The 26429-nt window shown below is 66.7% G+C and carries 24 protein-coding genes; 8 read left to right on the plus strand and 16 right to left on the minus strand.

Annotation, left to right across the window (positions count from 1 at the left end; all coding sequences use genetic code 11):
- Window positions 1-15 precede the first annotated feature (15 nt).
- Complete coding sequence (locus ACZ5MJ_RS21040) at window positions 16-666, minus strand: TetR family transcriptional regulator (protein ID WP_464225571.1); 651 nt, start codon at window positions 664-666, stop codon at window positions 16-18.
- A 164-nt stretch (window positions 667-830) separates the two neighbouring features.
- On the opposite strand from ACZ5MJ_RS21040, the gene ACZ5MJ_RS21045 reads away from it, so the two are divergent.
- Window positions 831-4106 carry a bifunctional cytochrome P450/NADPH--P450 reductase gene (locus ACZ5MJ_RS21045; RefSeq protein WP_464225573.1) on the plus strand — a complete coding sequence of 1092 codons (3276 nt, stop codon included), beginning with the start codon at window positions 831-833 and terminating at the stop codon, window positions 4104-4106.
- A 46-nt stretch (window positions 4107-4152) separates the two neighbouring features.
- Here the strand turns inward: ACZ5MJ_RS21045 and ACZ5MJ_RS21050 are convergent, their stop codons facing one another.
- The 6 genes from ACZ5MJ_RS21050 to ACZ5MJ_RS21075 form a co-directional block, all read right to left on the minus strand.
- A complete protein-coding gene (locus ACZ5MJ_RS21050) occupies window positions 4153-5649 on the minus strand; it encodes a M81 family metallopeptidase (protein ID WP_464225574.1) in 1497 nt (498 codons plus the stop codon).
- Window positions 5650-5858: 209 nt separating this feature from the next.
- On the minus strand, window positions 5859-6200 hold the full coding sequence (locus ACZ5MJ_RS21055; RefSeq protein ID WP_464225575.1) for a zinc ribbon domain-containing protein YjdM: 342 nt from the start codon (window positions 6198-6200) through the stop codon (window positions 5859-5861).
- Window positions 6201-6261: 61 nt separating this feature from the next.
- Complete coding sequence (locus ACZ5MJ_RS21060; protein WP_464225576.1) at window positions 6262-7272, minus strand: Bug family tripartite tricarboxylate transporter substrate binding protein; 1011 nt, start codon at window positions 7270-7272, stop codon at window positions 6262-6264.
- A gap of 114 nt (window positions 7273-7386) precedes the next feature.
- Entirely contained in the window at window positions 7387-8445 is a 1059-nt protein-coding gene (locus ACZ5MJ_RS21065; protein ID WP_464225577.1) for a beta-keto acid cleavage family enzyme, read from the minus strand.
- 61 nt (window positions 8446-8506) lie between these two features.
- A complete protein-coding gene (locus ACZ5MJ_RS21070; RefSeq protein ID WP_464225579.1) occupies window positions 8507-9349 on the minus strand; it encodes a TauD/TfdA dioxygenase family protein in 843 nt (280 codons plus the stop codon).
- Window positions 9350-9361: 12 nt separating this feature from the next.
- A complete protein-coding gene (locus ACZ5MJ_RS21075; protein ID WP_464225580.1) occupies window positions 9362-10342 on the minus strand; it encodes a quinone oxidoreductase family protein in 981 nt (326 codons plus the stop codon).
- 159 nt (window positions 10343-10501) lie between these two features.
- On the opposite strand from ACZ5MJ_RS21075, the gene ACZ5MJ_RS21080 reads away from it, so the two are divergent.
- A complete protein-coding gene (locus tag ACZ5MJ_RS21080; protein ID WP_464225581.1) occupies window positions 10502-11500 on the plus strand; it encodes an AraC family transcriptional regulator in 999 nt (332 codons plus the stop codon).
- Between the two features lie 10 nt (window positions 11501-11510).
- Here the strand turns inward: ACZ5MJ_RS21080 and ACZ5MJ_RS21085 are convergent, their stop codons facing one another.
- Window positions 11511-11927: a PaaI family thioesterase gene (locus ACZ5MJ_RS21085; RefSeq protein ID WP_464225582.1), complete on the minus strand. Its 417-nt coding sequence runs from the start codon at window positions 11925-11927 to the stop codon at window positions 11511-11513.
- A gap of 280 nt (window positions 11928-12207) precedes the next feature.
- Here ACZ5MJ_RS21085 and ACZ5MJ_RS21090 point away from each other — a divergent pair, with 280 nt between their 5' ends.
- Both ACZ5MJ_RS21090 and ACZ5MJ_RS21095 read left to right on the plus strand, forming a co-directional pair.
- On the plus strand, window positions 12208-13614 hold the full coding sequence (locus ACZ5MJ_RS21090; protein WP_464225583.1) for a selenium-binding protein SBP56-related protein: 1407 nt from the start codon (window positions 12208-12210) through the stop codon (window positions 13612-13614).
- On the plus strand, window positions 13611-14276 hold the full coding sequence (locus ACZ5MJ_RS21095) for a hypothetical protein (RefSeq protein WP_464225585.1): 666 nt from the start codon (window positions 13611-13613) through the stop codon (window positions 14274-14276). The genes ACZ5MJ_RS21090 and ACZ5MJ_RS21095 overlap by 4 nt, the downstream gene beginning before the upstream one ends.
- A 9-nt stretch (window positions 14277-14285) precedes the next feature.
- On the opposite strand, the gene uraD is transcribed toward ACZ5MJ_RS21095, so the two are convergent.
- Together uraD and ACZ5MJ_RS21105 are read right to left on the minus strand one after the other, a co-directional pair.
- On the minus strand, window positions 14286-14804 hold the full coding sequence (gene uraD, locus ACZ5MJ_RS21100; protein ID WP_464225586.1) for a 2-oxo-4-hydroxy-4-carboxy-5-ureidoimidazoline decarboxylase: 519 nt from the start codon (window positions 14802-14804) through the stop codon (window positions 14286-14288).
- Between the two features lie 195 nt (window positions 14805-14999).
- Window positions 15000-16094, minus strand: coding sequence for an MBL fold metallo-hydrolase (locus ACZ5MJ_RS21105; protein WP_464225588.1), 1095 nt, complete (start codon window positions 16092-16094; stop codon window positions 15000-15002).
- A gap of 221 nt (window positions 16095-16315) precedes the next feature.
- On the opposite strand from ACZ5MJ_RS21105, the gene ACZ5MJ_RS21110 reads away from it, so the two are divergent.
- Window positions 16316-16879, plus strand: a complete 564-nt coding sequence (locus ACZ5MJ_RS21110; protein ID WP_464225589.1) for a TetR/AcrR family transcriptional regulator — start codon at window positions 16316-16318, stop codon at window positions 16877-16879.
- A gap of 15 nt (window positions 16880-16894) precedes the next feature.
- Here ACZ5MJ_RS21110 and ACZ5MJ_RS21115 read toward each other — a convergent pair whose 3' ends face one another.
- Window positions 16895-17839 carry a LysR family transcriptional regulator gene (locus tag ACZ5MJ_RS21115; protein ID WP_464225591.1) on the minus strand — a complete coding sequence of 315 codons (945 nt, stop codon included), beginning with the start codon at window positions 17837-17839 and terminating at the stop codon, window positions 16895-16897.
- A gap of 390 nt (window positions 17840-18229) precedes the next feature.
- Between ACZ5MJ_RS21115 and ACZ5MJ_RS21120 the strand changes: the two genes are divergently transcribed.
- The 3 genes from ACZ5MJ_RS21120 to uraH (ACZ5MJ_RS21130) are packed head-to-tail and all read left to right on the plus strand — an operon-like array spanning window position 18230 to window position 20455.
- A complete protein-coding gene (locus ACZ5MJ_RS21120; RefSeq protein ID WP_464225592.1) occupies window positions 18230-19579 on the plus strand; it encodes an MFS transporter in 1350 nt (449 codons plus the stop codon).
- Window position 19580: 1 nt separating this feature from the next.
- Window positions 19581-20090 carry a hydroxyisourate hydrolase gene (gene uraH, locus ACZ5MJ_RS21125; protein ID WP_464225593.1) on the plus strand — a complete coding sequence of 170 codons (510 nt, stop codon included), beginning with the start codon at window positions 19581-19583 and terminating at the stop codon, window positions 20088-20090.
- 29 nt (window positions 20091-20119) lie between these two features.
- The gene (gene uraH, locus ACZ5MJ_RS21130; RefSeq protein ID WP_464225594.1) at window positions 20120-20455 is read left to right on the plus strand and encodes a hydroxyisourate hydrolase; all 336 of its coding nucleotides are present in this window, start codon (window positions 20120-20122) and stop codon (window positions 20453-20455) included.
- Window positions 20456-20581: 126 nt separating this feature from the next.
- On the opposite strand, the gene ACZ5MJ_RS21135 is transcribed toward uraH (ACZ5MJ_RS21130), so the two are convergent.
- From ACZ5MJ_RS21135 to ACZ5MJ_RS21155, 5 genes are all read right to left on the minus strand, one after another.
- Window positions 20582-21574, minus strand: a complete 993-nt coding sequence (locus ACZ5MJ_RS21135; protein WP_464225595.1) for a Bug family tripartite tricarboxylate transporter substrate binding protein — start codon at window positions 21572-21574, stop codon at window positions 20582-20584.
- 152 nt (window positions 21575-21726) lie between these two features.
- On the minus strand, window positions 21727-22554 hold the full coding sequence (locus ACZ5MJ_RS21140) for a GntR family transcriptional regulator (RefSeq protein WP_464225597.1): 828 nt from the start codon (window positions 22552-22554) through the stop codon (window positions 21727-21729).
- Entirely contained in the window at window positions 22551-24332 is a 1782-nt protein-coding gene (locus ACZ5MJ_RS21145) for an acyclic terpene utilization AtuA family protein (RefSeq protein ID WP_464225598.1), read from the minus strand. Before ACZ5MJ_RS21145 ends, ACZ5MJ_RS21140 begins: the two co-directional genes overlap by 4 nt.
- 16 nt (window positions 24333-24348) lie before the next feature.
- Entirely contained in the window at window positions 24349-25116 is a 768-nt protein-coding gene (locus ACZ5MJ_RS21150) for an enoyl-CoA hydratase/isomerase family protein (protein WP_464225599.1), read from the minus strand.
- Entirely contained in the window at window positions 25109-26353 is a 1245-nt protein-coding gene (locus tag ACZ5MJ_RS21155; protein WP_464225600.1) for a CaiB/BaiF CoA transferase family protein, read from the minus strand. Before ACZ5MJ_RS21155 ends, ACZ5MJ_RS21150 begins: the two co-directional genes overlap by 8 nt.
- Window positions 26354-26429 lie beyond the last annotated feature (76 nt).

The raw sequence follows: 26429 nt of genomic DNA on the forward strand, positions 1-26429 counted from the left end.
CCTCGGCACAAGACGCTACACAGCCACCGATGCCTTGCGCTCCCTGCCCGCACCGGCTGCCCCCTGCGCATTCGGCCCCGCCGCCCCCTGCAACAGCCAGCAGCAGAACTGCACCGACCTTGCCATGAGCTTGCGCCTGCCCGCGGCATCGGCCTCGATATAGTCGATGCACTGCTGGAAGAGATAGGAGACGATGCACGCGCAGACGTCGTCGACCGCCGGGCGTGACAGCTTGGGACACAGCCCCAGCCGCTCGATATCTTCCGCCATTTCGGCAGCGATGTCGTCCAGCACCGCGCGGATGGCCACGCGCAGCGCGGGCTGCGGGCCCGTGATGCCGCACGCGCCGACCAGGAAGGCATCCGGGTGATGCTGGGCATACCGGAACAGGGCCTCGCAGGCCCGGCTGGCCACCTCCCCCGGATTGTCTCGGGCGGCCGCCCAGCGGATGGCACGCAGCATCGGCCGCAACTCGGCGCCGACCTCGGCCATGGCGGTAATGGCCAGGTCTTCCATGTCGCTGAAATGGCGGTAGAACGTGTTGGGGTTGAGGCCGGCCTCGCGCGCGATCTCGCGCAAGCTGAGCGCGGCGAAGCTGCGCTTGGCCGCGGCCAGCCGCAGCGCGGCGTCGATCAGGCGGCGTTTGCCGTCGGCAATGGCTTCCATGACTGCGGTTTTAGTAGTGGGACTCGGTTTTTGGCCGACACGCTGCGTTGACACCATGTCTACAGTTGTCTACGCTTGCGCCGGTAGACAGATGTCTACGTTAAATGAAATGGACGCACGTGGCAAATCGCGTGCGGGAACCGTTCAGGAGACACAGCCCCGCCATGCCCCCGCCAAATGAGTTGTCAAGTTCCGAGCCGGCTGCTGACATGCCATCGTTCTCCCCTGCCGGCACTGCGCGTGAACCGATCCCGGTCGACCCGGGCTTGCCGCTGGTGGGCAACCTGCTGCAGATCAAACCCGGCGCGCTTGGCCAGCACCTGCTGGCGCGCAGCCGCCACCATGACGGCATCTTCGAGCTGAATTTCGCCGGGCGGCGCGTGCCGTTCGTAACGTCGGTGGCACTTGCCAGTGAGGTATGCGACGCAACGCGTTTCCGCAAGTACATCGGACCGCCGCTGTCGTACCTGCGCGGCATGGCCGGCGACGGCCTGTTCACCGCGCACTCCGACGAGGCCAACTGGGGCAAGGCGCACCGCATCCTGATGCCGGCGTTCAGCCAGCGCGCGATGAAGGGCTACTTCGACGTCATGCTGCGCGTGGCCAACCGGCTGGTCGACAAATGGGACCGGCAGGGCCCGGATGCGGATATTGCCGTGGCGGACGACATGACCCGGCTGACGCTCGATACCATCGCGCTGTCCGGCTTCGGCTACGACTTTGAATCGTTCGCCAGCGCGGACCTGCATCCCTTTATCGAAGCCATGGTCGGGGCGCTGGAAGAGGCAATGGGCAAGCTGACGCGCTTTGCCCTGCAGGACCGGTTCATGCACGCGGCACACCGCAAGTTCGACCAGGACACCCGCTTCATGCGCGACCTGGTCGATGACGTGATCCGCCGGCGGCGCGCGGATGGCGCCGCCGGCCCGGGCCACGGCACGAAGAACGACCTGCTCGGCCTGATGCTGGAAGCGCGGGACCCGGACACCGACCAGCGGCTTGACGACGAGAACATCCGCAACCAGGTGATCACCTTCCTGATTGCGGGCCACGAAACCACCAGCGGGCTGCTTACCTTCGCGCTGTATGAGCTGCTGCGCAACCCGGGGGTGATGGCGCAGGCCTACGCAGAGGTGGATGCCGTGTTGCCCGGTGACGCGGCACCGGTCTACGCTGACCTGGCGCGGCTGCCGGTACTGGACCGTGTGCTGAAGGAAACGCTGCGCCTGTGGCCCACGGCGCCAGCCTTTGCCGTGGCGCCGTTTGAAGAAACGCTGCTGGGCGGGCGCTACCTGATCCGCAAGGACCGGCGCCTGTCGGTGGTGCTGACGGCGCTGCACCGGGACCCCAAGGTGTGGACCGACCCGGAACGTTTCGACATCGACCGCTTCCTGCCGGAGCGGGAGGCACAGCTGCCGCGCCATGCCTACATGCCCTTCGGCAACGGGGAGCGCGCCTGCATCGGCCGCCAGTTTGCGCTGACCGAGGCCAAGCTGGCCCTGGCGCTGATGCTGCGCAATTTCCAGTTCACCGACGCGCACGACTACCAGTTCCGCATCAAGGAGACGCTGACGATCAAGCCGGACGGCCTCACGGTGCGCGCCCGCCGGCGGCGGCCACATGAGCGGATCGCCGCTGCGCCGGTTGCCGCTTCCACACAAGCAGCGCAAGCGGGCCCGGCGGTGCAGGGCGGCGGCAGGCCGCTTGCCGTGCTGTGCGGATCCAGCCTGGGCACCGCGCGCGAACTGGCCGAGCAGGTGCATGCCGGCGCGGTGGCAGCGGGCTTTGATGCGTCCCTGCGCGATCTCGACGAGGTGGCCGATACGCTGCCGGCGACCGGCCTGGCCGTCGTCATCGCCGCCACCTACAACGGGCGCGCGCCGGACTCGGCGCGGCGCTTCGAGGCGCTGCTCGACAGCGGCACTGCAAGTGGCTATCGCGCGCAAGGCTTGCACGTGGCCGTGCTGGGCTGCGGCAACTCGCAGTGGCCGACCTACCAGGCCTTCCCGCGCCGGGTCTATGACTTCTTCACCCAGGCCGGCGCCACGCCGCTGCTGCCGCGCGGCGAGGCCGATGGCAACGGCGACTTCGACCAGGCCGCGGAACGCTGGCTGGCCCTGCTCTGGCAGGCGTTGCAGGCCGGTGACGGCGCGGGCGGCCCGGCCCGCGGCACGCCGTCCGTCCGCGTGCAGGTGAAAGACGTCGCCGAGATCCGCGCGTCCACGCTGCCGGCCAACACCCAGGGCTTCACGGTGCTGGCAAACACCGAGCTGGTGAACGATCCAGCCGGCCTGTGGGACTTCGCGCGCGAGGCGCCACGGACGTCCACGCGCGATATCCGGCTCAAGCTGCCCGACGGCGTGCGCTACGCTACGGGCGACCACCTGGCCGTCTATCCGCAGAACCAGCCCGAAACCGTCACCGCCCTGTGCGAGCGGATCGACATCGACCCGGACGCCATCGTCACGCTGTCCGCACCTGGCGGGGCCGCGCGCGGCTTGCCGCTGGGCGAAGCGCTGTCGGTGCGCCAGCTGCTGACGCATTTCGTTGAGCTGCAGGACGTGGTGTCGCGGCAGACCTTGCGCCTGCTGTCGCAGCATGCACGCTGCCCGGTGACGCGGCAGGCGCTGCAGCAACTGGCCTCGGACGAGGACGCTGCCGGGTACGCGGCACAGGTGGCATCGCGCCGGCTTGGGCTGGCCGACGTGCTCGACCGCTTCCCCGCCATCGAACTTGACCTGGCCGGCCTGCTGGCCTGCACCGTGCCGATGCGGCCCAGGTTCTATTCCATTGCCTCGTCGCCGCTGGTCTCGCCCGACGTGGCGACCATCACCGTCGGCACGGTCTGGTCCCCGGCGCTGTCGGGCCGTGGGCTCTTCCGCGGCGTGGCTTCCACCTGGCTGCAAGGCCTGGCGCCCGGCGCCATGGTGGCGGGCACTATCCGCACCCCCAATCCCGCCTTCGCACCCGCGGCCGACCCGGCCACGCCCATGATCCTGATCGGCCCCGGCACGGGCATTGCACCGTTCCGCGGTTTCCTTGAGGAACGGGCAGCACAACAGGCGGCCGGGCAGGCGGTGGTCCCGGTGCAGCTGTACTACGGTTGCCGCCACCCCTCGCACGACTGGCTGTACCGCGACGACGTGGAGCGCTGGCGCGCACAGGGCGTGGCGCAGGTGCACCTGGCCTGTTCCGTCGTCGATGGCGAGCCGCGCTACGTGCAGGACCTGCTGTGGCAGCGCCGGGCCGAGGTCTGGGCCCGGCTGAACGAAGGCGCGATCGTCTACGTCTGCGGCGACGGCCGCCACATGGCACCCGCGGTCAGGCAAGTGCTGCTGCAGATCGGCGCGGAGCAAGGGGGCATGACCCCGGAGGCGGTGTCGGACTGGCTGGCGGAGCTGGTCAGCGCGGGCAGGTACCGGCAGGACGTCTTCAACTGACGGCTGGCACCCCGGACCGGCCCGGTCGCACCGCCGCCGGCCGGTGCTAGCCCCGGAATGGCTTGCCCATCGGCTTGAGACGGATGCCGGGTGCCAGCCGGGTCCAGGGCAGGTCCGCCGGATCGGCTGTCATCGGGCCGGGCGCCTTGGCCACCAGCACGGCGTGCGCGATGCCCTGGAAATCGGCGCGGAAGTGCACCGAGCTCTTGTTGACGAGGATCTTCATCGCCTCGGGCTCCACCCCGCCCACGCGGAACAGGTTGCGATCCAGCATCTGGGCCTTGCCGGCACTGACGACCACCAGGACATCGTCGATACGCAACAGCGCGACGGGCCCCACATCGGCCAGCATGCCGTTCATCATCGGCCCGCCGTAGCGGCACACGCCATCGGACAGCTTCAGCACCTCAAAGCGCCCCTGCAGCGGCTCGTCGCCGGGCACCCCGGATACGCCCCCGAGGGCGACGTCGATGGTGGCACCCACCCCGGCACGGTGCGCTTCGGCTGCCACGGCGGGGTCCCAGATCAGCCCGATGGCCGCGTGCCGCGCGCCGTGGCGCAGCAATGCGCGCAGCATGCCGGTGGTGTTCGAATCGCCGCCGGCGCCTGGATTGTCCTGGGTGTCGGCAATGACCACCGGGCGCGTCGCGCCCTCGGCCAGCCGCATGGCCTCAAGCACGGCTTCGTCGGGCGATAGGAACGGGACCTCCCAGGCCGGCTCGTCCGCCAGCATCCTGTCATACAAGGCCTGCACCACCGCGTCGACCGCGCCGGCCTCTTCCCCGTAGCCCCAGATCACCGGCCCGCATTCCGGGAAGTCGGCCGCCGGAAAGCCCGGCGCGAACGAGAGCGACACCACCGCGCCGCCTTCGCGCTGCGCCAGCAGCGAATACATGGCGCAGGCCGGCTCCAGCATCGTGCACATGCCGTTGATCGGGATCAGGAAGGGCAGCCGGCGCACCGCGTGATGCAGCGGCCCCCTGCCCTCCAGCAAGCGCTGCAGCAATGCCGCGGCCCGCTCGCCGGTCTCGGCCATGTCCACGTGCGGATAGGTGCGATAGGCCACCATCGCATCGGCGGCATCGAGCATGGACTGCGTGACGTTGGCGTGCAGGTCCAGCGACGCGACCACCGGCACCGCTGGTCCCACCGCGGCGCGGATGCGTGCAAGCAAGGTGCCCTCGCCATCGTCGGTATGCTCGGCCACCATCGCGCCATGCAGGTCCAGGTAGACCCCGTCGAAGCCGCCGGCGCGCGTGGCCGCCACGATCTCACCGGCAATCCGCTCGAACGCATCCTCGGTCACGTGCGCGGACGGGCTGGCGCCGGCCCAGATCACCGGCACCAGCGCCCAGCCGCGCCGCTCGGCGGCGGCGATGAAGCCGCCGGCGGGAATGTTGACGTCGCGCAGCGACAGCACGTCGGCCCCGCGCACCATCGCCGGGAAGCCCTCGCCGCGCTCGAAGCTGGCATAGGTGGCCTTTGACGGCGCAAAGGTATTGGTTTCGTGCTGGAAGCCGGCGAGCAGGATCCGTGTTGCCAAGGTTCTCTCCGTGCATTGAATGGCGCGCCATCTGGCCGACGGATTGATGTCCGCCCGCCAGCGCATGCAGTCCAGTCGCCAGCATGCGCCTTTCTTCGTCGCTCAGCCACCGGGATCGGGCCAGCCCGGAGGGCAAAGGGGCTACGCGGCCTGGCGAGATGCCGATGTTCGCAGCCGCCCGCCCGCGCAGGCGAAAACAAAGGGCCTTGTCACACCTTCCTGACAAACTCCGACTTCAGGCTCATCGCGCCAAAGCCATCGATCTTGCAATCGATATCGTGATCACTGTCGACCAGGCGAATATTCTTCACCTTGGTACCCATCTTGACCACGCCGGCCGAGCCCTTCAGCTTCAGGTCCTTGATGACGGTGACGGTGTCGCCGTCCTGCAGCACATTGCCGGCTGCATCGCGATAGACCCTGGCCTCTGCCTCGGCCGGTGCAGAGGCCTGCGCCGACCATTCATGCGCGCATTCCGGGCAGATATAGAGCCCCCCATCTTCATAGGTGAACTCGGAGTGACATTGCGGGCAGGGAGGGAGTGCGCTCATGATTCGGCAGGCTTGGTAAAAGCGGTGAAAGCCCCGCAGTATACTGCCCTCCCCGTTCCGGCTACTCCGGCACGAAGTGAATCGACCGCAGCAGTTCCGCCTGGCGCTCGTAGGCGGCGCGCGCATCCCTGGACAGCGCCTCGCTGCTGAGCGGTTGCCCGGTGTCCATGCCCATGGTGGTCATGTGCTCACGGTAGCCGGGCTGCTGCACGATGGCCAGGGTGGCATTGCGGATCTTCTCCTGCACCGCCGCCGGCACGTCAGGCGGCAGCCACACGCCCATCCAGCCAGGCTCCGTCATCGCCGGGTAGCCGACTTCGGCAAAGGTCGGCACATCCGGCAGTGCGGCAATGCGCTTCGGGTAAGCCACGGCATAGGCCTTGAGCTTGCCGGTCTTGATCAACGGCAGCGACGTGGCCAGGCTGTCGAACATCAGCGGCACGTGGCCGCCCATCACGTCCTGCAGCGCGGGCGGCGATCCCTTGTAGCCGACATGGGTCATGTTCACGCCCGCGAGGCGGTTGAACTGGACGCCGATGGTCTGCCCGCGCATGCCGGTGGCATACGAGGCATAGTCGATCTGCCCTGGCTTGCTCTTGATGTAGGCAAGCAGCTCGGTAAGGTTCTTGGCCGGCAGCTTCGGGTTGCCCACCAGCACAAGCCCGGTGCGGGCCACCTGGGCGATGGGTTTCAGGTCCTTGAAGGGATCGAACGAGACCTTCTGCGCCAGCGGCGTTTCAGAGACGATGCCACCCTGGATCAACAGCAGCGTATGCCCGTCGTGGGGTGCGGAAAGCAGCGTGCTGACCGCGATCGCACCGGCGCCGCCCGGCTTCTGCTCGACGATCACCGGCTTGCCCAGCGACTGCGTCAGCCCCTCGGCCAGCAGGCGCCCGAGGATATCGGCGGTGCCGCCGGCCGGGCCGCCGACCACGATCCTGACCACCTTGGTCGGCCACGCCTGGGCATGGGCGGTCAATGGCAACGCTGCCGGCAGCGCAACCGACAGTGCAAGGCCGAACATGCATGACAGCGACGCCCTGCGGCGCGCCGACGGTTCTGCTTGATTCATTGTTGTCTCCGAGTGTGCGAGGGTTGATCAGGGCAGCAGCCGGCTTCGTCGTGAGCCGTTGGCTTGCCGCCCTTGCCCTTCTGCTGGCTGATCGTCAGTGCCAGCCGGTCCGGCTCAGGCCGCCTTGCGCAGGAAGCCTTGATTGCCGCCATTGCGGTTCGGCGCGAACCCGTTGGCCTCCAGCGTCTCCTCGACCGTGTCGTAGAACACGCCGATCTTCTGGATGTCGCGCGCTTCCTGGGCCGTTGCCACCTTGCGGCCGAATTCGCCCGCGATGCGCACCAGCTGCTCAATCTGCTTCACGGTGCTCATCTTGGCCGTGCGCGACTGGTTCCAGAGGCAGTCCTCGGTCCCGCAGCGCACATGCAGGCCCAGGGCGATCCCCATCATGTTGACAGGCAGCACGTTGCGCACCGAGCTTTCGACGGTCAGCACCGCGCCATCGGGGACGGCACGAACAATGTTGGAAAGGTTGAAGACGCTGGGCGCATCCATGCCGCCGCTGATTGCCACCCAGTTCATGACCAGCGGGCCCTTGTAGATGCCGCGCCGGATCAGCCGCTCCACGGATTCGAAGCTGTTGATGTTGTAGCACTGGAATGCGCTCTGGATGCCGGCGGCGGAAAGGCGGCGAATGTGTTCTTCGACCCAGCCAGGCTGGGCGGGAACCGTCATTTCCTTGTACGCGTTGAAGATCGCGGGGTTTTCACGCGAGGTGCCCTTGAAATCCGCGAGTTCCGCATGCTCCGTCACGTTCATCTGCGAGGTGTTCACCGTGACGGTCACCTGGTCCGGAACGGGGTCGAGTTCGGCAAGCATGTGGCGCGTGTCGTCGGACAGCCACTTGGCGGCGTCCCCCTCGTTTTCCGGCGCAAAGCTGATCGATCCACCCACCTGGATGATCATCTCCGGCACGGCCTTGCGCACCCCGGCGATCAGCTCGTTGAACTTGGACAGGCGCTTCGAGCCCTTGCCGTCGAGTTCGCGCACATGCAGGTGCAGCACGGTCGCGCCGGCGTTGTAGCAGTCCACGGCCTTCTGGATCTGGTCTTCCATCGTCACGGGGATGTCCTCCGGGAAATCGGAGGGCAGCCAGCCCGGTGCGTACGGTGCTGCGGTAATGATCAACGGCTGCTGGTTTTCAGGGAACAAGGACCCATCGAGGTAGTTCACGGCATGTCTCCATTTGTTAAGGCACGTGGCAAGGCCCGGCCTGGGGGGCGGCTGGCGCGCCTCAGAACGGCTTGTCGCCGATGATGGCCGCGCGCTCCATCTTGCGCGGGGCCGGCCAGTAGTCCTGCACTGCATAGTGCTGGGTGCAGCGGTTGTCCCAGATGGCGACGCTGTTGGGCTCCCAGCGGAAGCGCACCTGGTACTCGGGAATCGCCGCCTGGCTGATCAGGTAGTTGAGCAGGTGGCTGGCGCCCGGGGTCTTGTCCTGCCCGTAGCGCACGTTCTCGGGGGTGTGGAAGTTGACAAAGTGCGTGGAGAAGCCGCAGACGTAGAGCACCTTCTCGCCGGTTTCCGGATGCGTGCGCACCACCGGGTGCTCGACCGCGGGGTACTGGGCGGCCAGCTTCGCGCGGTTTTCCGGGCTCATCGCCGCGCCGAATGAATGCTCGATGCCGTGCTTGGCGCGCAGGCCGGCGATACGCTGCTTGATTTCCTCGGGCAGGTGCTCGTAGGCAGCCGCCATGTTCACCCAGATGGTGTCGCCACCGACCGGCGGCGACTCGATGCAACGCAGCACGCAGCCCATGGGCGGGCATTCACGCCAGCTGCCGTCGGTGTGGTAGCTGTTCTCGTAGTTCTCGCGCTTGTCGCTGCGATAGATCTGGACCAGGCCGGGATGGTCGGGATCGCTGCCGGCCACGGGATGGTCTTCCAGTTCGCCGAAGCGGCGCGCGAACGCCACGTGGTCGGCGCGCGAGATCTCCTGGTCGCGCAGGAACAGCACCTTGTGCGTGAGCAGCAGGGACTTGATCTCGGCAAACAGCGCTTCGTCGCGCGCGGCATCGGCCAGGCTGACACCCCGGACTTCGGCGCCGATGGTGCAGGTAAGAGATTGGACTCGCATATTGACGCTCCTTTACAGCACAAAGATCGAAGACCCGGTGGTCTTGCGTGACTCCAGGTCCCGGTGGGCCTGGACGGCATCCTGCAGCGCATAGCGCTGGTTGATTTCGATGCGGAGTCGGCCCGCGGCAACGTGGCCGAACACCTCGGCGGCCAGTTCGGCCTTTTCGACGGGGTCCGCAATGTAGTCGGCCAGGGCCGGACGGGTCAGGTAGACCGAGCCCTTCCGTGCCAGCAGCTGCGGATCAAACGGCGGGATGGTGCCGGAGGCGGTGCCCACGCAGACCATCAGCCCGCGCCGCTTCAGCGAATCCAGCGACGCCATGAAGGTGCTCTTGCCCACGCTGTCGAAGACCACGGACACGCCCGCGCCATCGGTCAGCTCGCGCACCCGTTTTGCCACGTCCTCATGGCTGTAGTTGATGACGTGGTCGCAGCCATGGGCACGCGCCAGCTCTGCCTTGGCCTCGGTCGAGACGGTGCCGATCACGGTCAGGCCAAGCAGCCTGGCCCATTGCGAGACGATCAGCCCCACACCGCCGGCAGCCGCGTGCAGCAGGATGGCTTCGCCGCCCTGGAACGGGTAGATGCGGCGCATCAGGTAGGCTGAGGTCAGGCCGCGCATGGTCATCGCCGCGGCGGTCTCGAAGCTGATCGCTTCCGGCAGGCGGATCAACGGTGCGGCGGGCACCAGGCGCTCCGTGCTGTACGCGCCCAGCGTGTTGATAAAGCCGGTATATGTGACGCGATCGCCCTCCGCGACATGGGTCACGCCGGGCCCGACCGCCTGCACCACGCCGGCTGCCTCCACGCCCATGCCGTTGGGCAGCGGCACCGGGTAGGTGCCGTTGCGGAAGTAGGTGTCGGCATAGTTCAGCCCCACGGCGAGGTGGCGGATCCGTACCTCGCCCGGACCCGGGTCGCCTACCTCGGCGTCCTCATAGCGGAGGACTTCGGGCCCTCCGGTTTCGTGCATGCGAATGACTTTCGCCAAGGCTGTCTCCTGATTGTCGTGTCCTGCCCGCGCCGCTATCATTGGCGCGACGGGAACGATTGTCAGACCGCCATGGCGCAGCGCCCTTGACCCATCGCGCCAGGATTTGACATTTGATGACGCCCCCGACCAACGCCCCCCCACTCTCGCGGCAGCCTTATGACCGTACTTGTTCGCAGCGCTTCCCTGACCAAATACCTGGCGATTGCCCGGGGCGCGGGCCTGGATCCGGTGCGCATGGTTGCCCAGGCAGGCCTGGACCAGGCCTGCCTCTACACCCCGGAACTGCGCATCCCGGAAGCGCGCCTGGCCGACGTGCTGGAGGCATCGGCGCGGGTGACGGCCTGCCATTCGCTTGGCCTGATGGTGGGGGAATCATGGCGCCTGGCCGACTTCGGCCCGGTCAGCCTGCTGCTGCAGCACCAGCCCACGCTGCGCCACGCGCTGGCGGAGATCGAGCGCTACCGCCACTGGCTCAGCGACTCCGTCTCGATCCTGGTGACCGAGTATCCCGATATCGCGGTGCTGCATGTGACGTTGCAGACAGGCCGGCACCAGCCCGGCAGGCAGGCCATGGAACTGACCGTTGCCGCCTTGTACAGCCTGATCCGCGCCATCCTGGGCGCGTCCTGGAAGCCGCACAGCGTGCACTTCGCCCATGCGGCGCCGGCCGACCTGCAGATCCACCGGCGCCTGTTCGGGCAACATATCGAGTTCGGTTCGGAGTTCGACGGGCTGGTGCTCGCCAGCGGCGACCTGGATCGCATCAATCCCATGGCCGATGCCAGCCTGGCCGGCTACGCCAGGGGATTCCTGGACCTGCAGCCGGGCGCCGGCAAGCCTTCGATTGCGGCCGACGTCCGGCGCAGCCTGCACCAGCTGTTGCCGCGTGGCCGCGGCGCGGTGGAACAGGTCGCGCAGAGCCTGGGCATCAGTCCGCGCACGCTGCAGCGCCAGCTGGAACAGGATGGCGAAACCTTCTCGGCGCTGGTCAATGAAGTGCGCCGCGAGCTTGCACAACGCTACCTGCAGGATCCGCAGCGGCCGCTCACCCAGGTCGCCACGCTGCTGGGGTTTTCGGAATCCAGCGCATTCTCGCGCTGGTTCGCGGCACAGTTCGGCAAGTCGCCGACGCGCTGGCGCCAGGACGGCGCCTGAGACGGACCGCCTACTTCAGGTACTTCATCGTGGCAACACCCGTTGCCACCAGCAGTTCCCCGTCCAGCCACACCTCTGCGCGCGAAAAGAAGATCGAACGCCCGCGGCGGTCGACCATGCCTTTTGCCGTCAGCAGCTTCCCCGTGCCGTTGCTCAGGAAGTTCGAGGTCAGCGACAGCGTGACCGCATGGCGCGGGGCCTCGCCCGGTGCCGAGTAAAGGCCCGCGTAGCCGGTGGCGGCGTCGAGCAAGGTGCAGATCGTGCCGCCATGCACCACCCGGCTGCGGTTGAGCATATTGGGCGCGAGCGGCAGTTCAAGTTCTACATAGTCGTCGCGCCACTGGGTGATCCTGACACCGATGCTCTCCAGTGCCGGATTGTCCAGGCAGTATTCCTCACCCTCGCCTTCAGGTTTCACCGCTTCCATTGCTTGGCTTCCATTTCACTCGTCATTGCTCGCATGCCGGCGTCGCGCGGGTGCGAACCGAAGGCATCATTTCTGCGCGATTTACTGCTTTTCGTAAATCTGTATTTCGCAAACCGGACCTTTTGCGCGCATGAATCCCCGCCCTGCCGGAGTGCTTGCGGCTTTGACTCAGGTTTGAGAACGACCTAGGCTAAGTAGGCTTGCGGTGCACTCGGACATCACAGCGCCAAGTGATGCACCGGCGATGTCGCGACGTCCAGCAGAAACAGGAGGGCTCCCCATGAATATGCGGCCAGATCCGACGTTTCACGCCTCGCCGGAACTTGCGATCAGCGCGCCAGCGGAATCCTTTGCTTATACGGTGCTGCTCAGCCCCGACGCCTCGCAGCCGGACGCGCTCGCGGTGATCGACGCCAAGCCCGGCTCGCCGACCTACAGCCAGGTCGTGCATACCGTGCCGATGACCAACAAGGGCGACGAGCTGCATCACTTCGGCTGGAATGCGTGCTCGTCGTCGTTGTCGCCGCTGACCGGCCATGCCTTTCTCGAACGGCGCTACCTGATCATCCCGGGCATGCGGTCATCGCGCCTGTATATCGTCGACACCAAGCCGCATCCGACCCAGGCACGCATCCACAAGATCATCGAGCCGGACGAGATCTTCCGCAAGACCGGCTACTCGCGGCCCCATACTGTGCATTGCGGTCCGGAAGGCATCTATGTCAGCACGCTCGGCGGCAGCGGCCCTGACGGCACCGACGGCACCCCCGGCATCTTCATCATGGACTGCGAGACCTTCGACGTGCTGGGCCGTTGGGAGATCGACCGCGGCGAGCAGGAGAAGCATTACGACTTCTGGTGGAACCTGCCGCGCGACTACATGGTGTCCAGCGAATGGGCCCTGCCGCCGCAATTCGAGAACGGGCTGGTACCCGAGGACCTGCTGGGCAACCGCTACGGCCACAAGCTGCATTTCTGGGATCTGCGCGCGCGGCGCAACGTGCAGACCATCGACCTGGGTGCCAACCACCAGATGGCGCTGGAAGTCAGGCCTGCGCACGACCCGATCCGCGAATACGGCTTCGTCGGCGTGGTGGTCGATACCACCAACCTGGAAGGTTCGATCTGGACCTGGTGGCGCGAAGGCGGCAAGTTCCACGCCGAGAAGACGGCAACCATCCCGCCCGAACCCGCTGACGCAAGCCTGCTGCCGCCGCTGCTGCAAGGCTTCGGCGCCGTGCCGCCGCTGGTGACCGATATCGATCTGTCCCTCGACGACAAGTTTCTCTACGTGTCCTGCTGGGGCACCGGCGAGATGCGGCAGTACGACGTGAGCGATCCGCGCAACCTCAGGCTCGCCGGCTCGGTCCATATCGGCGGCATCGTCCGCCGCACGCCGCATCCCAACGGCAAGCCCTTCACCGGCGGCCCGCAGATGGTCGAGATCAGCCGCGACGGTAAGCGCGTCTACTGGACCAATTCGCTCTACTCCAGCTGGGACAACCAGTTCTATCCCGACGGCATCCCCGGCACGCAGGTCATGGCGCATGCCGGACCGGACGGCGGGCTGACGCTGGCCGACGACTACTGGGTCGAGTTTCCGCAAGGCTACCGCGCCCACCAGATCCGGCTGGAAGGCGGCGACTGCTCGACCGATTCGTTTTGCTATCCGTCGGTCAAGGCTTGACCGGTCACGCCTGGGAACAGTTCGGCCTCTGGTCAGCGGTGCTGGCCAGCGGCCTCTATCACGGCATCAACCCGGCCATGGGGTGGCCGCTGGCGGTTTCGAACGGGTTGCTGGCGCACAGCGGCCGGGCCCTCGTTGCGGCGCTGGGGTATCTGGCTGTCGGGCATGCGCTGGCGGTACTGGCCGTGACGCTGCCCTTCGGCATGCTGGCTGCCCTGGTCGCCTGGCAGGCGCAGATCCGCATCGGCGCCAGCGTGCTGCTGATCGGTTGCGGCATCGTGCTGCTGCTCAGGCGGGGCCACCCGCGCGCACTGGTGCGCATCGCGCCGTCGCGGCTCGCGTTATGGTCGTTCGCGGTGGCGATCGCGCATGGCGCGGGGCTGATGCTGGTGCCGGTCTATCTCGGGCTCTGCCGTGTCGGGACGGAGCCAGGACACTACGCGGCCGCCACGCTCGCCGGCGCCAACCTGGGCATGGCGCTGGTCGTCGCCTTCATCCACACGCTGGCGATGTTCGCCGTGGGCGGCGGCATGGCATGGCTGGCTTACCGCTACCTGGGGCTGAGGTTCGTGTCGCGGAGCTGGTTCAACCTGGAAGCGGTCTGGGCGGCCAGCCTCATCCTGGTGGGCGTGCTGGCGCTGGCATTTGAAGCTCTTGGATAAGCGCCGGACTCAACCGGCCAGGCGTGCCGTCAGCCGTCCCCGCGTGATCGCCGCGATCTGTGCCAGCGCTTCGTCCAGTTCCTGCGGCGTGCTGCGGCCGATGCGGCGCTCGAACGCGGCGAAGATACCTTCGCGGGTGTAGTGCCGCACGCAGATGATGAACGGGAAGCCATGGCGCGCCTGGTAGTCCGCGTTGAGCTGGTCCAGCGCGGCTTCCTGCTGCGCCGACATCGCATCCAGGCCGGCGCTCTTCTGCTCGGCGTTGGAATCGGCCGTCATCGTGCCCGCGCGGATATTGCGTGCCGACAGCTGCGGGTGCAGGTTCAGGAAATCGTGCTGGCGCGGCTCGTCGAGCTTGCGCACCACGTCCATCATGGCGCCGTGCAGCGCCGCTGCCGACGCGAACGGCCGCTGCGCCCAGGCGCCCTCGGCGGCCTGCGGAAAGTGTTCGAACACGCTGCCGAAGGCATCGGCAAACGCCGCTTCGTCGAGGGCGTTGACCGACGCCAGGTCGAGTGGTTGAGACATGGATGCTGCTCCCGTAGGGATCCCGCGCATGGGGAATCGTTGGATACGGGGCCGAGTATAGGAACGGCCCGCCGCAGCGGCGAGAGCCCGCGCCCTATAGATCGCATAACAGAAACCGATACCACGCCGATGCCACCAGGGAGGTGCTCAATACTGTCTTCGAATGGCGTTGCCAACGCTTTGGCCTCGGCGCCCTCACTCCAGATGCGACAGAACTGGCGGCGCGTTGCTCATCCAGTCCTGCCGGCCCCATGCCAGGCTGCGCCACCAGGGTGTCACATCCTCCGCGCGCGCCGGCTCCACGGGCTGCCCCAGGCAAGGCATCACCAGACGGCCATGCGGGACATTCATCAGCAGCACTTCCGCCGGTTCGTCCCAGGCATGTGTGGCCAGGTCGAACGTGCCCCAGTGGATGGGGAGCAGACGGCCGCTACCAATGGCAGCCCAGGCCCTGAGCGCGTTCTCCGGGCCAAGATGCACCCTGCCCCACGACGGATGAAAGGCTCCGACCTCCATCATCACCAGGTCGAACTGACCCAGGCGTTGCCCGATGTCCGCGAACGCGTCCGAGAGACCCGAATCTCCGCTGAAAAAGACGCTGCAGCGGTTGCTGCGCAACGCAAATGAAGACCAGAGCGTCGCGTTTCCGTCTCCTAGCCCACGTCCGGAGAAGTGGTGTGCGGGGGCCGCCGTGATGGTCAGACCGTCAACCACCTCAGTCGCCTCCCACCAGTCGAGCTCGGTGATGCGCTCGTGCGGCACGCCCCAGGCCTCCAGATGGAGCCCGACGCCAAGCGACGTCACGAACTTCGCGCCCTGCGCCGCGAGTGCCAGTACGCTCGCGCGGTCCAGGTGGTCGTAGTGGTCGTGCGAGATGAGCACGACATCCACAGGAGGCAATGCGGCGATGTCGACCGGTACCGGCTGAAACCGCTTGGGCCCTAAGAAGGTGAATGGCGACGCCCTCTGCGCCCACACAGGGTCGGTGAGCACACGACGGCCGTCCATCTCCAGCAACACCGTGGAGTGGCCCAGCCACGTAGCGCGGAGTCCAGTATCAGCTGCCCGCGCCCAGACAGGACGAGGGTCCCACATGGGAAGCGGCCGATCCGGCCGGCGGCCCTTTCCCTGCAACAGGAGCTCTGCCAGGGTTGCGACCATGGACGGAGCCGGGGCCGTCTCGATAGCCGTAGACGCATAGGTGTTCACAAAGGCGCCATCGCGATACTGCAACGACGCCTCCATGCGCTCGAGCCGCAGCCCTTTGGCGGGTCGGGAAGGAATGATCATGGATGTCTCACTGAACGTTGAAGGGGCCGCAGGCCCTTGCTCGCGCTATTTGGTTCCGGGCGGCGCCGCTTGCCGGAGCGCCCCACCAGTCGCGGTTGGGACGCCTGAGTCACCCTCCGGATGGCAACCCTGACATTCTGACGTCGGATGTCAGTATGACATTTTTCGACAAGATGTCAATGACGATTTGACATTTTCCATTCCAACGTCAGAATGGCGCCATGCACACTGACAAACAACTCCAGGTCATCCAGGCCGCTTACGACGTGTTCTTCCGCTATGGCTTTGCCCGCACGACGATGGGGGACCTCGCGAAGGCTGCCGGGATGTCGCGCCCGGCGTTGTACCTCGTCTACTGCAGAAAGGAGGAGGTTTTCCAGGCGGTCGTGGAATGGATGAGCGACAACCTGCTCAAGACCATCCAGTCGACGCTGAAGGAGGACTGGCCCCTGGAGCGCAAGCTCATGCACGTTCTGGAGTTGTGCATCGCCAGGCCCTACGAACAGGTCAAGGCCAACCCCGATGCGCAGGACTTGCTTGCATTGGACAGCCACATGCCGGCTCTGGAGCAGGCGTACGGCAATCTGCAGACATACCTGGCCGACCTGCTCAACAACGCGGTCGAAGCATCCGGGCTAAAGGCCACGGCCACCGATGTCGCTCGCACGCTGATGTCTGCCATGCGAGGGTTCAAGCTTGTCGCGATGGACGGCAAGGACCTGAGGCGACTGATTGCAATGCAGGTGGCTCTCACCACTGCTGCACTGGGTCAGCAGGGGGCTTAAGCCTTTCCCTGGGATCTAGCGACGCATATCGCGCAAATCGCGCAGCTCCTGCGAAGCGGCAGTCAGCATGCCACGCAGCCAGACATGCGCGGCCGAGCGGTGGCGCGACGGATGCCACAGCTGGTAGAAGCGCATGAACGGGAATTCGATTGGCGGCTCCAGCACGGCAAGCGGCACATGCTGCGCATGGTAGTTGGCGAAGTGGCGCGCCGTGGTCAGGATCAGGTCGGTGCCGGGAATCAGGCTGGGCGCCAGGTTGAAGTAGGGACAGCTGACGCGGTTGTCCCGGTGCACGCGCATGGTGCTCAGGCCGGCATCGACCAGACCGCGCTGGTCGCGCGAATACGGCGTCGGCACAATATGCGACGCGCCCAGATAGGCCTGGGCGGTGAACTTGCCGGGCTGCGCATGCAAGCTGTCCTGCGCCACCACGCACACCACCTCGTCTTCCAGCAGCACCGACAGGTGCAGGTGCTCGGGCGGGTTGGGCCAGTTGCCGATCACGATATCGACCGAACCCGCCGACAGGGCCTGCTCATAATCGAAAGTGGCCCCCAGCGGCAGCGCCGACAGCCGCGCGTGCGGCGCCGCGCGCCGCATCGCGCGCACCACGTGCGCAAAGAACGGCGGCGCCAGGTAGTCCGGCATCGCCACCACGAAGCTCTGCTCGCTGGTGGCGGGATCGAAGCGGTCGTCCGAGACCAGCAGGTTGTCCAGCGCGCTCAGCGCCGCCTGGGCATTGCGCGCCAGTTGCAGCGCGCGCTCGGTCGGCACCATCACGTTCTTCTCGCGCGTGAGCAGCGGGTCGTTGAAGATCGCGCGCAGGCGCTTGAGCGCGGCGCTGATGGCCGGCTGCGACTGGTTCAGGCGGATTGCCGTGCGCGACACGCTCTGCTCGGCGATCAGGATGCACAGCACGCGCAGCAGGTAGGTATCGAACGGGTCGTCGGCGCGAATCATATTGGGTCCGTGGCAGGAATCTGGAAGGCCTGGCCGGTGTGGCTGCCGCCGCTCCGTGCGGCAGTGGCGTGCCAGGCAATGGCGACTTTGTAGCGTGTCGCGCACCGCACGGCAACCGGTGGAACCCGGACAAGCGCACCCGGTCCGCGTGCAGCCCCGCCGGAAAACGGCCTGGCTAGGGTAATCCATAGGTCCGCCGAAGCCCGCCCTCTCCGCCCGCAAACCCGCGCCAGACAAAGGATTGCGGCCCATATCGGTGCTGCTATGGGCCCTATACCAGCCCCCTCGTTTCGCATTGGCGAGCCATTCATATACTTGCTCCCAACCCGGCGGTCGGCATGCACCGCCGCCAGGCAAGACCTGGCAGAACACCACAAGACAGGAGACATCATGTCGATCACAAAGCAAGGCGTCCCGGTATTTGCCGGCACCGCCGACGACGCCGAGGACAGCGTCTACCGCAAGGTTACCTGGCGCCTGCTGCCCTTCCTCGGGGTGCTGTGGGTGCTGGCCTGGCTGGACCGTGTGAACATCGGCTTCGCCAAGCTGCAGATGCTGGATTCGCTGGGCTTCAGCGAGGCCGTGTACGGGCTGGGTGCCGGCATCTTCTTCCTCGGCTACTTCTTCTTCGAAGTGCCGTCGAACATGCTGCTGCAGAAGATCGGCGCCAAGAAGACGATCATGCGCATCACCATCTGCTGGGGCGTGATCTGCATGCTGCAGACCTATGTCACCACGCCCACGCAGTTCTACGTCCTGCGCTTCCTGCTGGGGGCGTTCGAAGCCGGCTTCTACCCGGGTGTGATCCTGTACCTGACCTACTGGTACCCGTCGCAGCGGCGCGCGCGTGCCTTCGGCACCTTCATGTCCGCGTCGGCCATCGCCGGCGTGCTGGGCGGCCCGCTGGCCGGCTGGATCATGACCCGCATGGCCGGCGTCAACGGCATGCATGGCTGGCAGTGGCTGTTCATCGTGGAAGGCATCCCGTCGGTGCTGGCCGGCGTCTTTGCCTGGTTCTACATGACCGACAAGCCCGAGCAGGCACGCTGGCTTTCCGATGCCGAGAAGCGCGTGGTGCAGGAGGCCCTCAAGCGCGACAACGCCGCCCTGGGCGAGCGCGGCCACGACTGGCGCACGCTCTTCACCAACCCCAAGGTGTGGCTGCTGATTGCGATCTTCTTCTGCCTGCTGTGCGCCAACTCGACGCTGACCTTCTGGATTCCGACCATCATCAAGGATGTGGGCTTCACCACCCCGATGGCGGTGGGCTGGATCGCTGCCGTGGCCTACCTGTGCGGCGCCGCCGGCATGATCCTCAACGGCGCGCATTCCGACCGCCGCGACGAAGTGCGCTGGCACTTCAGCGGCGCGGCGCTGGTCGGCGGCGGTGCCATGGCCCTGCTGGCCGTGCTGCTGGGCGCGCAGGTGCTGTCGCCGGTGATCGCGCTGCTGGCCATGACCGCCGCCCTGGTCGGCACCATGAGCGCCATCCCCGTGTTCTGGCAGTTGCCGAACCGCTACCTGGCCGGCAGCGCCGCCGCGGTGGGCGTGGCCCTGATCAACTCGGTCGCCAACCTGGCCGGCTTTGGCGCCCCTTATGTGATGGGCCTGATCAAGAACACCACCGGCAAGCTCACCTCCGGCCTGTACCTGGTGGCGGTGATCGAAGTGCTGGCCGCGGTGCTGGTGCTGGTCGGTATCCGCCAGCTGGCCGGCAAGCAAGCCAAGCAAGGAGCCTGACATGGACGACCAGTCTTTCGATCCCGCCCGCCGGCGCTTCGCGCTGCAATCGATGACGCTGGGCGGCGGTGCGCTGCTGGCCGGCGCCAGCTGGGGCGCCACGCCTGACGCCGTGGCCCCCAACCAGACCGCCGCGCCAGTGCAGCAAGGCGGCCTGAGCCCGCGCCTGACGATGCACGCGCTGGACACCTACCACGGCACGCCCGCGGCCGGCATGCGCGTGGACATGTTCCGCATCGACAATGACCAGCGCACGCCGCTGCAGACCATCACGCTGGCCGCCAACGGCCGCAGCGAGCCGCCGCTGCTGATCGGCGACAGCTACCGCACCGGCACCTACGAACTGATCCTGCATGCGGACGAGTACTTCGCCGCGCGCAAGACCAACCTGCCGCAGCCGCCGTTCCTGTCGAAGATCCCGCTGCGGCTGCGCGTCACCGACGCCAGCCAGCGCATCCACCTGCCCGTGCTGTTCGGGCCGTGGAGCTACAACTACTACCGCGGCAGCTGAGACCGCGGCCCTATCCGGAGACACCCATCATGGCAGGCATCAGCACCCATGTGCTCGACGTATCCCTGGGCCGCCCCGTGGCCGGCATGCAGGTGGAACTGTTCGACGTCGCCACCCAGCCGCCCCGGCTGATCGCGCGCGCCCGCACCAACAGCGACGGCCGCACCGACGCGCCGATGCTGGCGCCGGCGCAGGCGCGCACCGGCGAGTTTGAATTGCGCTTCTGGGTGGCGGACTACTTCCGCACCCCCGATGTGTTCGCGGACATCGTGCCCGTGCGCTTCACCGTCGCGGACGCGGCGCAGCACTACCATGTGCCGTTGCTGTGTTCGCCGTGGAGCTTCGGGACGTATCGGGGTAGCTGAACGCTACGGCGGCCCGCCCGTGTTGAAAGCGCGGGCGGCTGCTTCAGTGTTCGATACCGCAAGCTCCCCCTACCGCGCGGCTTGCGCACCTCCGCTTCCCCGGGCAACAGGACCTCGCCGTCGCCCTCACTCAGGCTCGATTCCCGCAGCCTTGATCACCTTGGCCCATTTCAGGGTTTCGCTGCGTACAAAGGCCGCCAGTTCCTCGGGCGTGGACGGCGCAGGCTGCCCCCCGCTGCGGGCAAAGTAGTCGGTGGCCGCCGGACCGGTCAGCCCCTTGCGCATCAATTCGCTCATGCGGTCCACCACGGGCTTTGGCGTCCCGGCCGGGAAGAAGGCTGCCGCCCACGCCACCATCTCATAGCCTGGCAGGCCGCTCTCCGCCATCGTCGGAACATCCTTCAGTACCGGATTGCGCTGCGCGGTGGTCACCGCGATGGCACGCAGTTTGCCACCCTGGATCAGCGACATGGCTGGCGAGATATCGCTGATCATGAAGTCGACCTGGTGTCCCATCAGGTCGGTGAGCGCCAGCGGCACCCCCTTGTATGGCACATCGAGCGCCCGCACGCCGGCCAGCATCTTGTAGAGTTCACTGGCGATACGGGTGGATGAACTGCCGCTGGCAAACGTGAGCGCCCCCTGCCTGGCCTTGGCCAGCGCCGTCAGGTCCGCCAGCGTGTGTACAGGACTGTCGGCCGGCACCACCAGCACCAGCCCGCTCTTGACGATCAGCGATGCCGGCGCGAAATCCTTGATCGGGTCATAGGGCAGCTTCTTGAACAAGGACGCATTGGCGGCATGCGTGGTGTTGGTCGTCACCAGCATGGTGTAGCCGTCGCCGCTTGCGCTGGCGACAGCCTTGGCGGCAATGAAGCCATTGGCGCCAGGGCGGTTGTCCACCACCACGGGCTTGCCCGTCTGCGCGGTGATCTGCTCGCCGACAAAGCGCGCGCTGCTGTCGGTGCCGCTGCCCGCGGGAAACGGCACGATGACGCGGACCGCCTTTTCAGGGTATTGGCCGGCGTCCGCGGCCTGCGCCGTGCCGATAGCTGCCGTGGCAGCAGCCAGCGGCAACAGCAGTCCGATGGCCCTCTTGCGCATGCATGCATGAATCATGGTTGTCTCCTCGTGCCTTGGGCATCTGTTGATTGTTCGTGTGCCGACAGGGGTCGGGGGTCACCCCATCGGTATGGTTCGCCGGGGAATAGGCGGGGAATAGGCGGGCACATTCGCGGCGAGTCGTACGCATTGCAATGTCATGGGTGGTCTCATCCCTCTTCCCGGGCGGCAGCTTTCGGTATGGCCAGTTCGGGGTAGCGCTCGGTCAGCTGAGCAGGCATTTCCACGTCGAGGATGAAGCGGTCGCCGCGATACCAGAAGCGGCCCGCCGTGAGCACGTTGCCATCGACATCCAGCGTCGTGCGGACGATGCGGGCTACCGGCGCCGCAAAGGCATAGTCCAGATCGCGCGCCAGCATGGCGTCGGCCGGCTCCACGGTCATGGTCTGGCGCATCATGCCAAGCCGGTCCCCCAGTTGCTCCCGCAGCAGATGGGCAATCTTGTGATACTTTTCGCCACCGCGCGGGAACCTGGCGAACACAGGCTCGGCCACATACAACTCGATCAGGCAGAACGGCATCCCGTCATGCACATGCAGCTTGCGCAGCATCACGTAGCGCTCCATGAGCACGCCGCAGGTGGCAAGCCCGGGCGGCAGGCTTGCACCCTTGCGCTTTTCCAGGATGCGGATTTCAAGGTCGCTGGCGCCGACCGAGACATCATTGATGGCCGAGCGCATGCCTTCACCCGGTCCGGATGGCGTCATGATGACGTGCGTGCCCCGCCCGCGCTGGCTGCTGATCAGTCCTTCCTCGGTCAGCAAGGCAAAGGCCTGCCGCACCGTGACCTTGGCAAGGCCATACGCCTGCGCCAGGTGCTCGACCGTGGGCAGCTGATGCCCGACCGGATATTCGCCGGCGACAATCTTGTGGCGCAGCACGCTGGCCAGTTGCCGGTAGCGGGTGACGCCGCCGGCGTTGTCGTCGGGGAGCGCAATGCCGTCATTGGCGGCGATATTCGCCGTGGCGCGGGTCATGACAGCAGGCTCCGCGGCACGCGCACAGGCATCGCCAGCAGGATCTGCGCCATCCCCTTGCCAAGCGGGTCATTGCGCAGCGACGCCATGCCGCCGCCGTCAAGGGCTGATTCGCAAACGAAGTTCATCGCGTCAAAGCCCGGCAGGTCATAGCGTGTCACGGGCCCCTTCACCAGGTGACTCAGCCAGTCAGCCACCCGGTCGGTCGTGATTTCCGCGCGCAACACAGGAACGTATTCCGGCCGACGCGCGATCAGGCCGATATTGGAGATATCGCCCTTGTCGCCGCTGCGCCCGTAGGCCAGCCGGATCAGCGGGACTTCAATGCTGTCGCCGCCAGCCGGGACGGTGCCGGAGGCCGGCTCCTGCGGCCTGGTTTCATCCGTCGCCGTGTGCGCCGCCGGGAGGGCAACGGCAGTCCGCGCGCCGTCCATCACCACCGTGGGCGCCAGCACCGCCTTGTCGAGCAGGAAGGCATATTGCCGGATCGACGGCGATGGACTGGCCCTGCCGCCGCCTGATCCCGTGGTCCCCGGCGACCAGCTCGTGCCGGCTGCGGCGATTTCGCGCGCAAACAGTTCCAGCGCCGCCTTCTCGGGATGCATGACCGCCAGCCGCATGATTGCCTCGCGGGTATGGCGCGCGGCGGCATGCGGCCCGAAGCAGGATTCAGCACCCAGCACTTCCACCCGGGTCCGGGTGTAGTCGCCCCAGCCGCTTTCCGCAAAAAGCCTGCGCGTGCGGGCCAGGATCGCCTCGGCCGTGCGCTCTGCCTTGGCCACGGCATCGATACCGACGATGGTCAGCTGGGCGTTGCACCGGAAACCGTCCATATAGGTGGCACTGACCTTGTAGCAGTTGCCCGGGGCTCGCCCCCGCGCGCCGCGCACCTCGACCAGGTCCGGCCCGGCCTGGCGCAGCGCCACCTGCGTGAAATCGCAGGTCACGTCCGGCAACAGGTAAGCTGCGGGGTCGCCGATCTCATACAGCACTTGCTCGCCCACCGTGGCCGTGCTGACCAGCCCGCCCGTGGCAGGCGGCTTGCCCACCAGGAAGCTGCCGTCGGCCCGGCACTCGACCACCGGATAGCCGATGTTCGGCCAGTCGGGCACCTGCTCCCAGTCGGTATGCAGCCCGCCAGTCGCCTGGCAGCCGCACTCGATGATATGGCCGGCCAGGCTGCCCTGCGCCAGTCGGTCATAGTCGTCCGTGCGCCAGCCGAACTCATGCATCAGCACGCCCAGGGTCACGGCGCTGTCCACGCAGCGGCCCGTAATGACGATCTGCGCGCCCTGGTCCAGCGCCTGGCAGACCGGCAGCGCGCCAAGATAGGCATTGGCACTGACCAGCTTGTCCGGCAGCGGCAGTCCCTTCTGCATGTCCACGATGCCTGCCTGGCGCAGCGATGCCACCATCGGCATGACATCGTCGCCCTCCACCACGGCGATGCGCACGTCGATGCCCTGCTCGGCGGCAATCGCCGCCAGCGCCTGCGCGCAGCCTTGCGGATTGATGCCGCCGGCGTTGCTGACCACACGGATATTGCGCTCGACGATCTCCCGCAACAGACTCTTCATCGTCACCGTCACGAAGTCGGTGGCATAGCCAAGTTCCGGCTTGCGCAGCCGCGCCGCGGCCAGTACCGACATGGTCAGCTCCGCCAGGTAGTCGAATACCAGGTAGTCGATTTCGCCATGGCGCACCAGTTGCGGCGCGCCCACGCTGCTGTCGCCCCAGAAGCCTGACGCACCGCCTATGCGGACTGTCTTGTCATGCATTGCCCTGTCTCCTTGCTTACTTGCCAGTCCAGTTCGGCTTGCGCTTCTCGCGGAAGGCGAGCTGCCCCTCGCGCGCGTCCTCGGTCATGGCGAACAGGCCGATCTGGCTTTCCGTGAATGCCATCGACTGCTCGAAGGACATGGCGTCGATGTGCTTGAGCGTGTAGAGGCCACGCCGGATCGCGGCGGGTGACTTGTCCAGCAGCCGGCCCAGCAGCCAGTCGAGCTTGCCGTCGAGATCCGCACTGACATGGTTGACCAGTCCAGCCGCCAGCGCTTCCTGCGCGGACAGCGGCTCGCCGCACAGGCAGAGTTCGTTGAGCACGCGCCGCGGCACCAGGTGCTGGAGCACGCTCAGCACCTGCGCCGGGAAGACCCCTACCTTGACCTCGGGCAGGCCGAACACGGCCCGATCGCTGGCCACCGCCATGTCGCACATGGCCATCAGGCCCATGCCGCCGGCCATGCAGGCGCCATTGACGCGCGCGATCAGCGGTACATTGGAACGCCGCGCACGGCGCAGCAGGTCCGCAAGCCGCTGGCCCGGCTCCGAATAGTCGAAGGCAAACGATGTTCCAGTCTGCAGGTCGGCGCCCGCGCAGAAGGCCTGGTCACCCGCGCCAGTGATGACCACGGCGCGAATGCCATCGTCAGCATTGGCACGTTCGATTCCCGCGTGCAGGCCGTCCAGTACCGCCAGATTGATGGCGTTGCGGCGTTCGGGCCGGTTGATGGTCAGCCAGAGGACAGCGCCGCGGACTTCGCCCAGGAGTTCTTCATGCATGGTCAGTCCCCGCTTGCGCCGATGCCGAGCGCGGTTCGCACGATGCCCCGGACGCCATCAGACTGTCGATATCGGCCTCGTTGTAGCCGGCTTCGCGCAGCACTTCGCGGCTATGCTCGCCCAATGCCGGTGCGTGGCGGCGCTGCGACGGCGGCGTGCCATGCCATTCGCTGGGCACCGCCATTTCGCGGATGCGGCCCACCGCCGGATGATCGGATTCATTGAAGAAGCCGATGTCGTTCAGGTGCGGATCATCGAGCAGCGAATCAAAGGTATGCATGGGGAATACCGGGATGTCGGCCTCCTTCAGCAGCACCTGCCATTCCTCGGTGGGCCGCTTGGCCAGTTCGTCGCTGACCATGCGGTAGAGCTCGGTGATGTGCGCAGTCCGGGTGGTGATGTCAGCGAAGCGGGGATCGCTGTCATACAGATCAGGCTTGCCGATTACCTTCAGGAAGGCACGCCAGTGGTGGTCGTGATAGATCAGGCAGCAGACATGCCCGTCTTGTGTCCGGTAAGGCCGACGCTCGGGAGACAGCAGGCGCGGATAGCCGAATCCGCCCTTGGCTGGCACGAAGGTCTCGCCATAGAGATGGTCGCCCATCACGTAAGGCACCATTGTTTCGAACATTGGCACATCGACGCGCTGGCCGCGGCCGGTACGCTCGCGCGCATAGAGCGCGGCGCAGATCACGCCGAAGGCATAGAGCCCCACGGAACGGTCCGCGATCGTCAACGGAAGATAGCGCGGAACGTCGCCAGTTCCCAAGGCGACTGCCTGCGGCAAGCCGGTGGCAGCCTGGATCAGGTCATCGAACGCCGCCTGCGGGGCATAGCGCCCGCGCTGCGAAAAGCCGAACATGCCGACATAGACCAGCCGCGGATTGATCTGCGCCAGCGTCTCGTAGTCCAGACCGAGGCGCTGCATCGCCTGCGGCCGCACGTTGTACGCGAGCACGTCCGCATCCTCGACCAGGCGCAACAGCGCTTCCCGCCCCTGCGGCGACTTCAGGTCCAGCACGATGCTGCGCTTGTTGCGGTTCAGTCCCAGGAAGAGCGGCCCCATCTTCTCATTGCCGCAAGGTCCGATGCCTCGGGTGCTATCGCCGGCGGGTGGCTCCACCTTGATCACGTCCGCACCCAGGTCACCAAGCATCTGCGTGGCCGACGGACCCATGAACACCGCGGTGATGTCCACCACCTTGACGCCAGCCAACGCCCCAGTCCTTGTCTCCATCCTTGCTCCTGTCTTATCTCTATAGTTCTATACATAGAACTATATGGCAGTCTGGTTGGGGAGACAAGGCCCACAA

Source organism: Cupriavidus sp. LA-1, assembly GCF_055385985.1.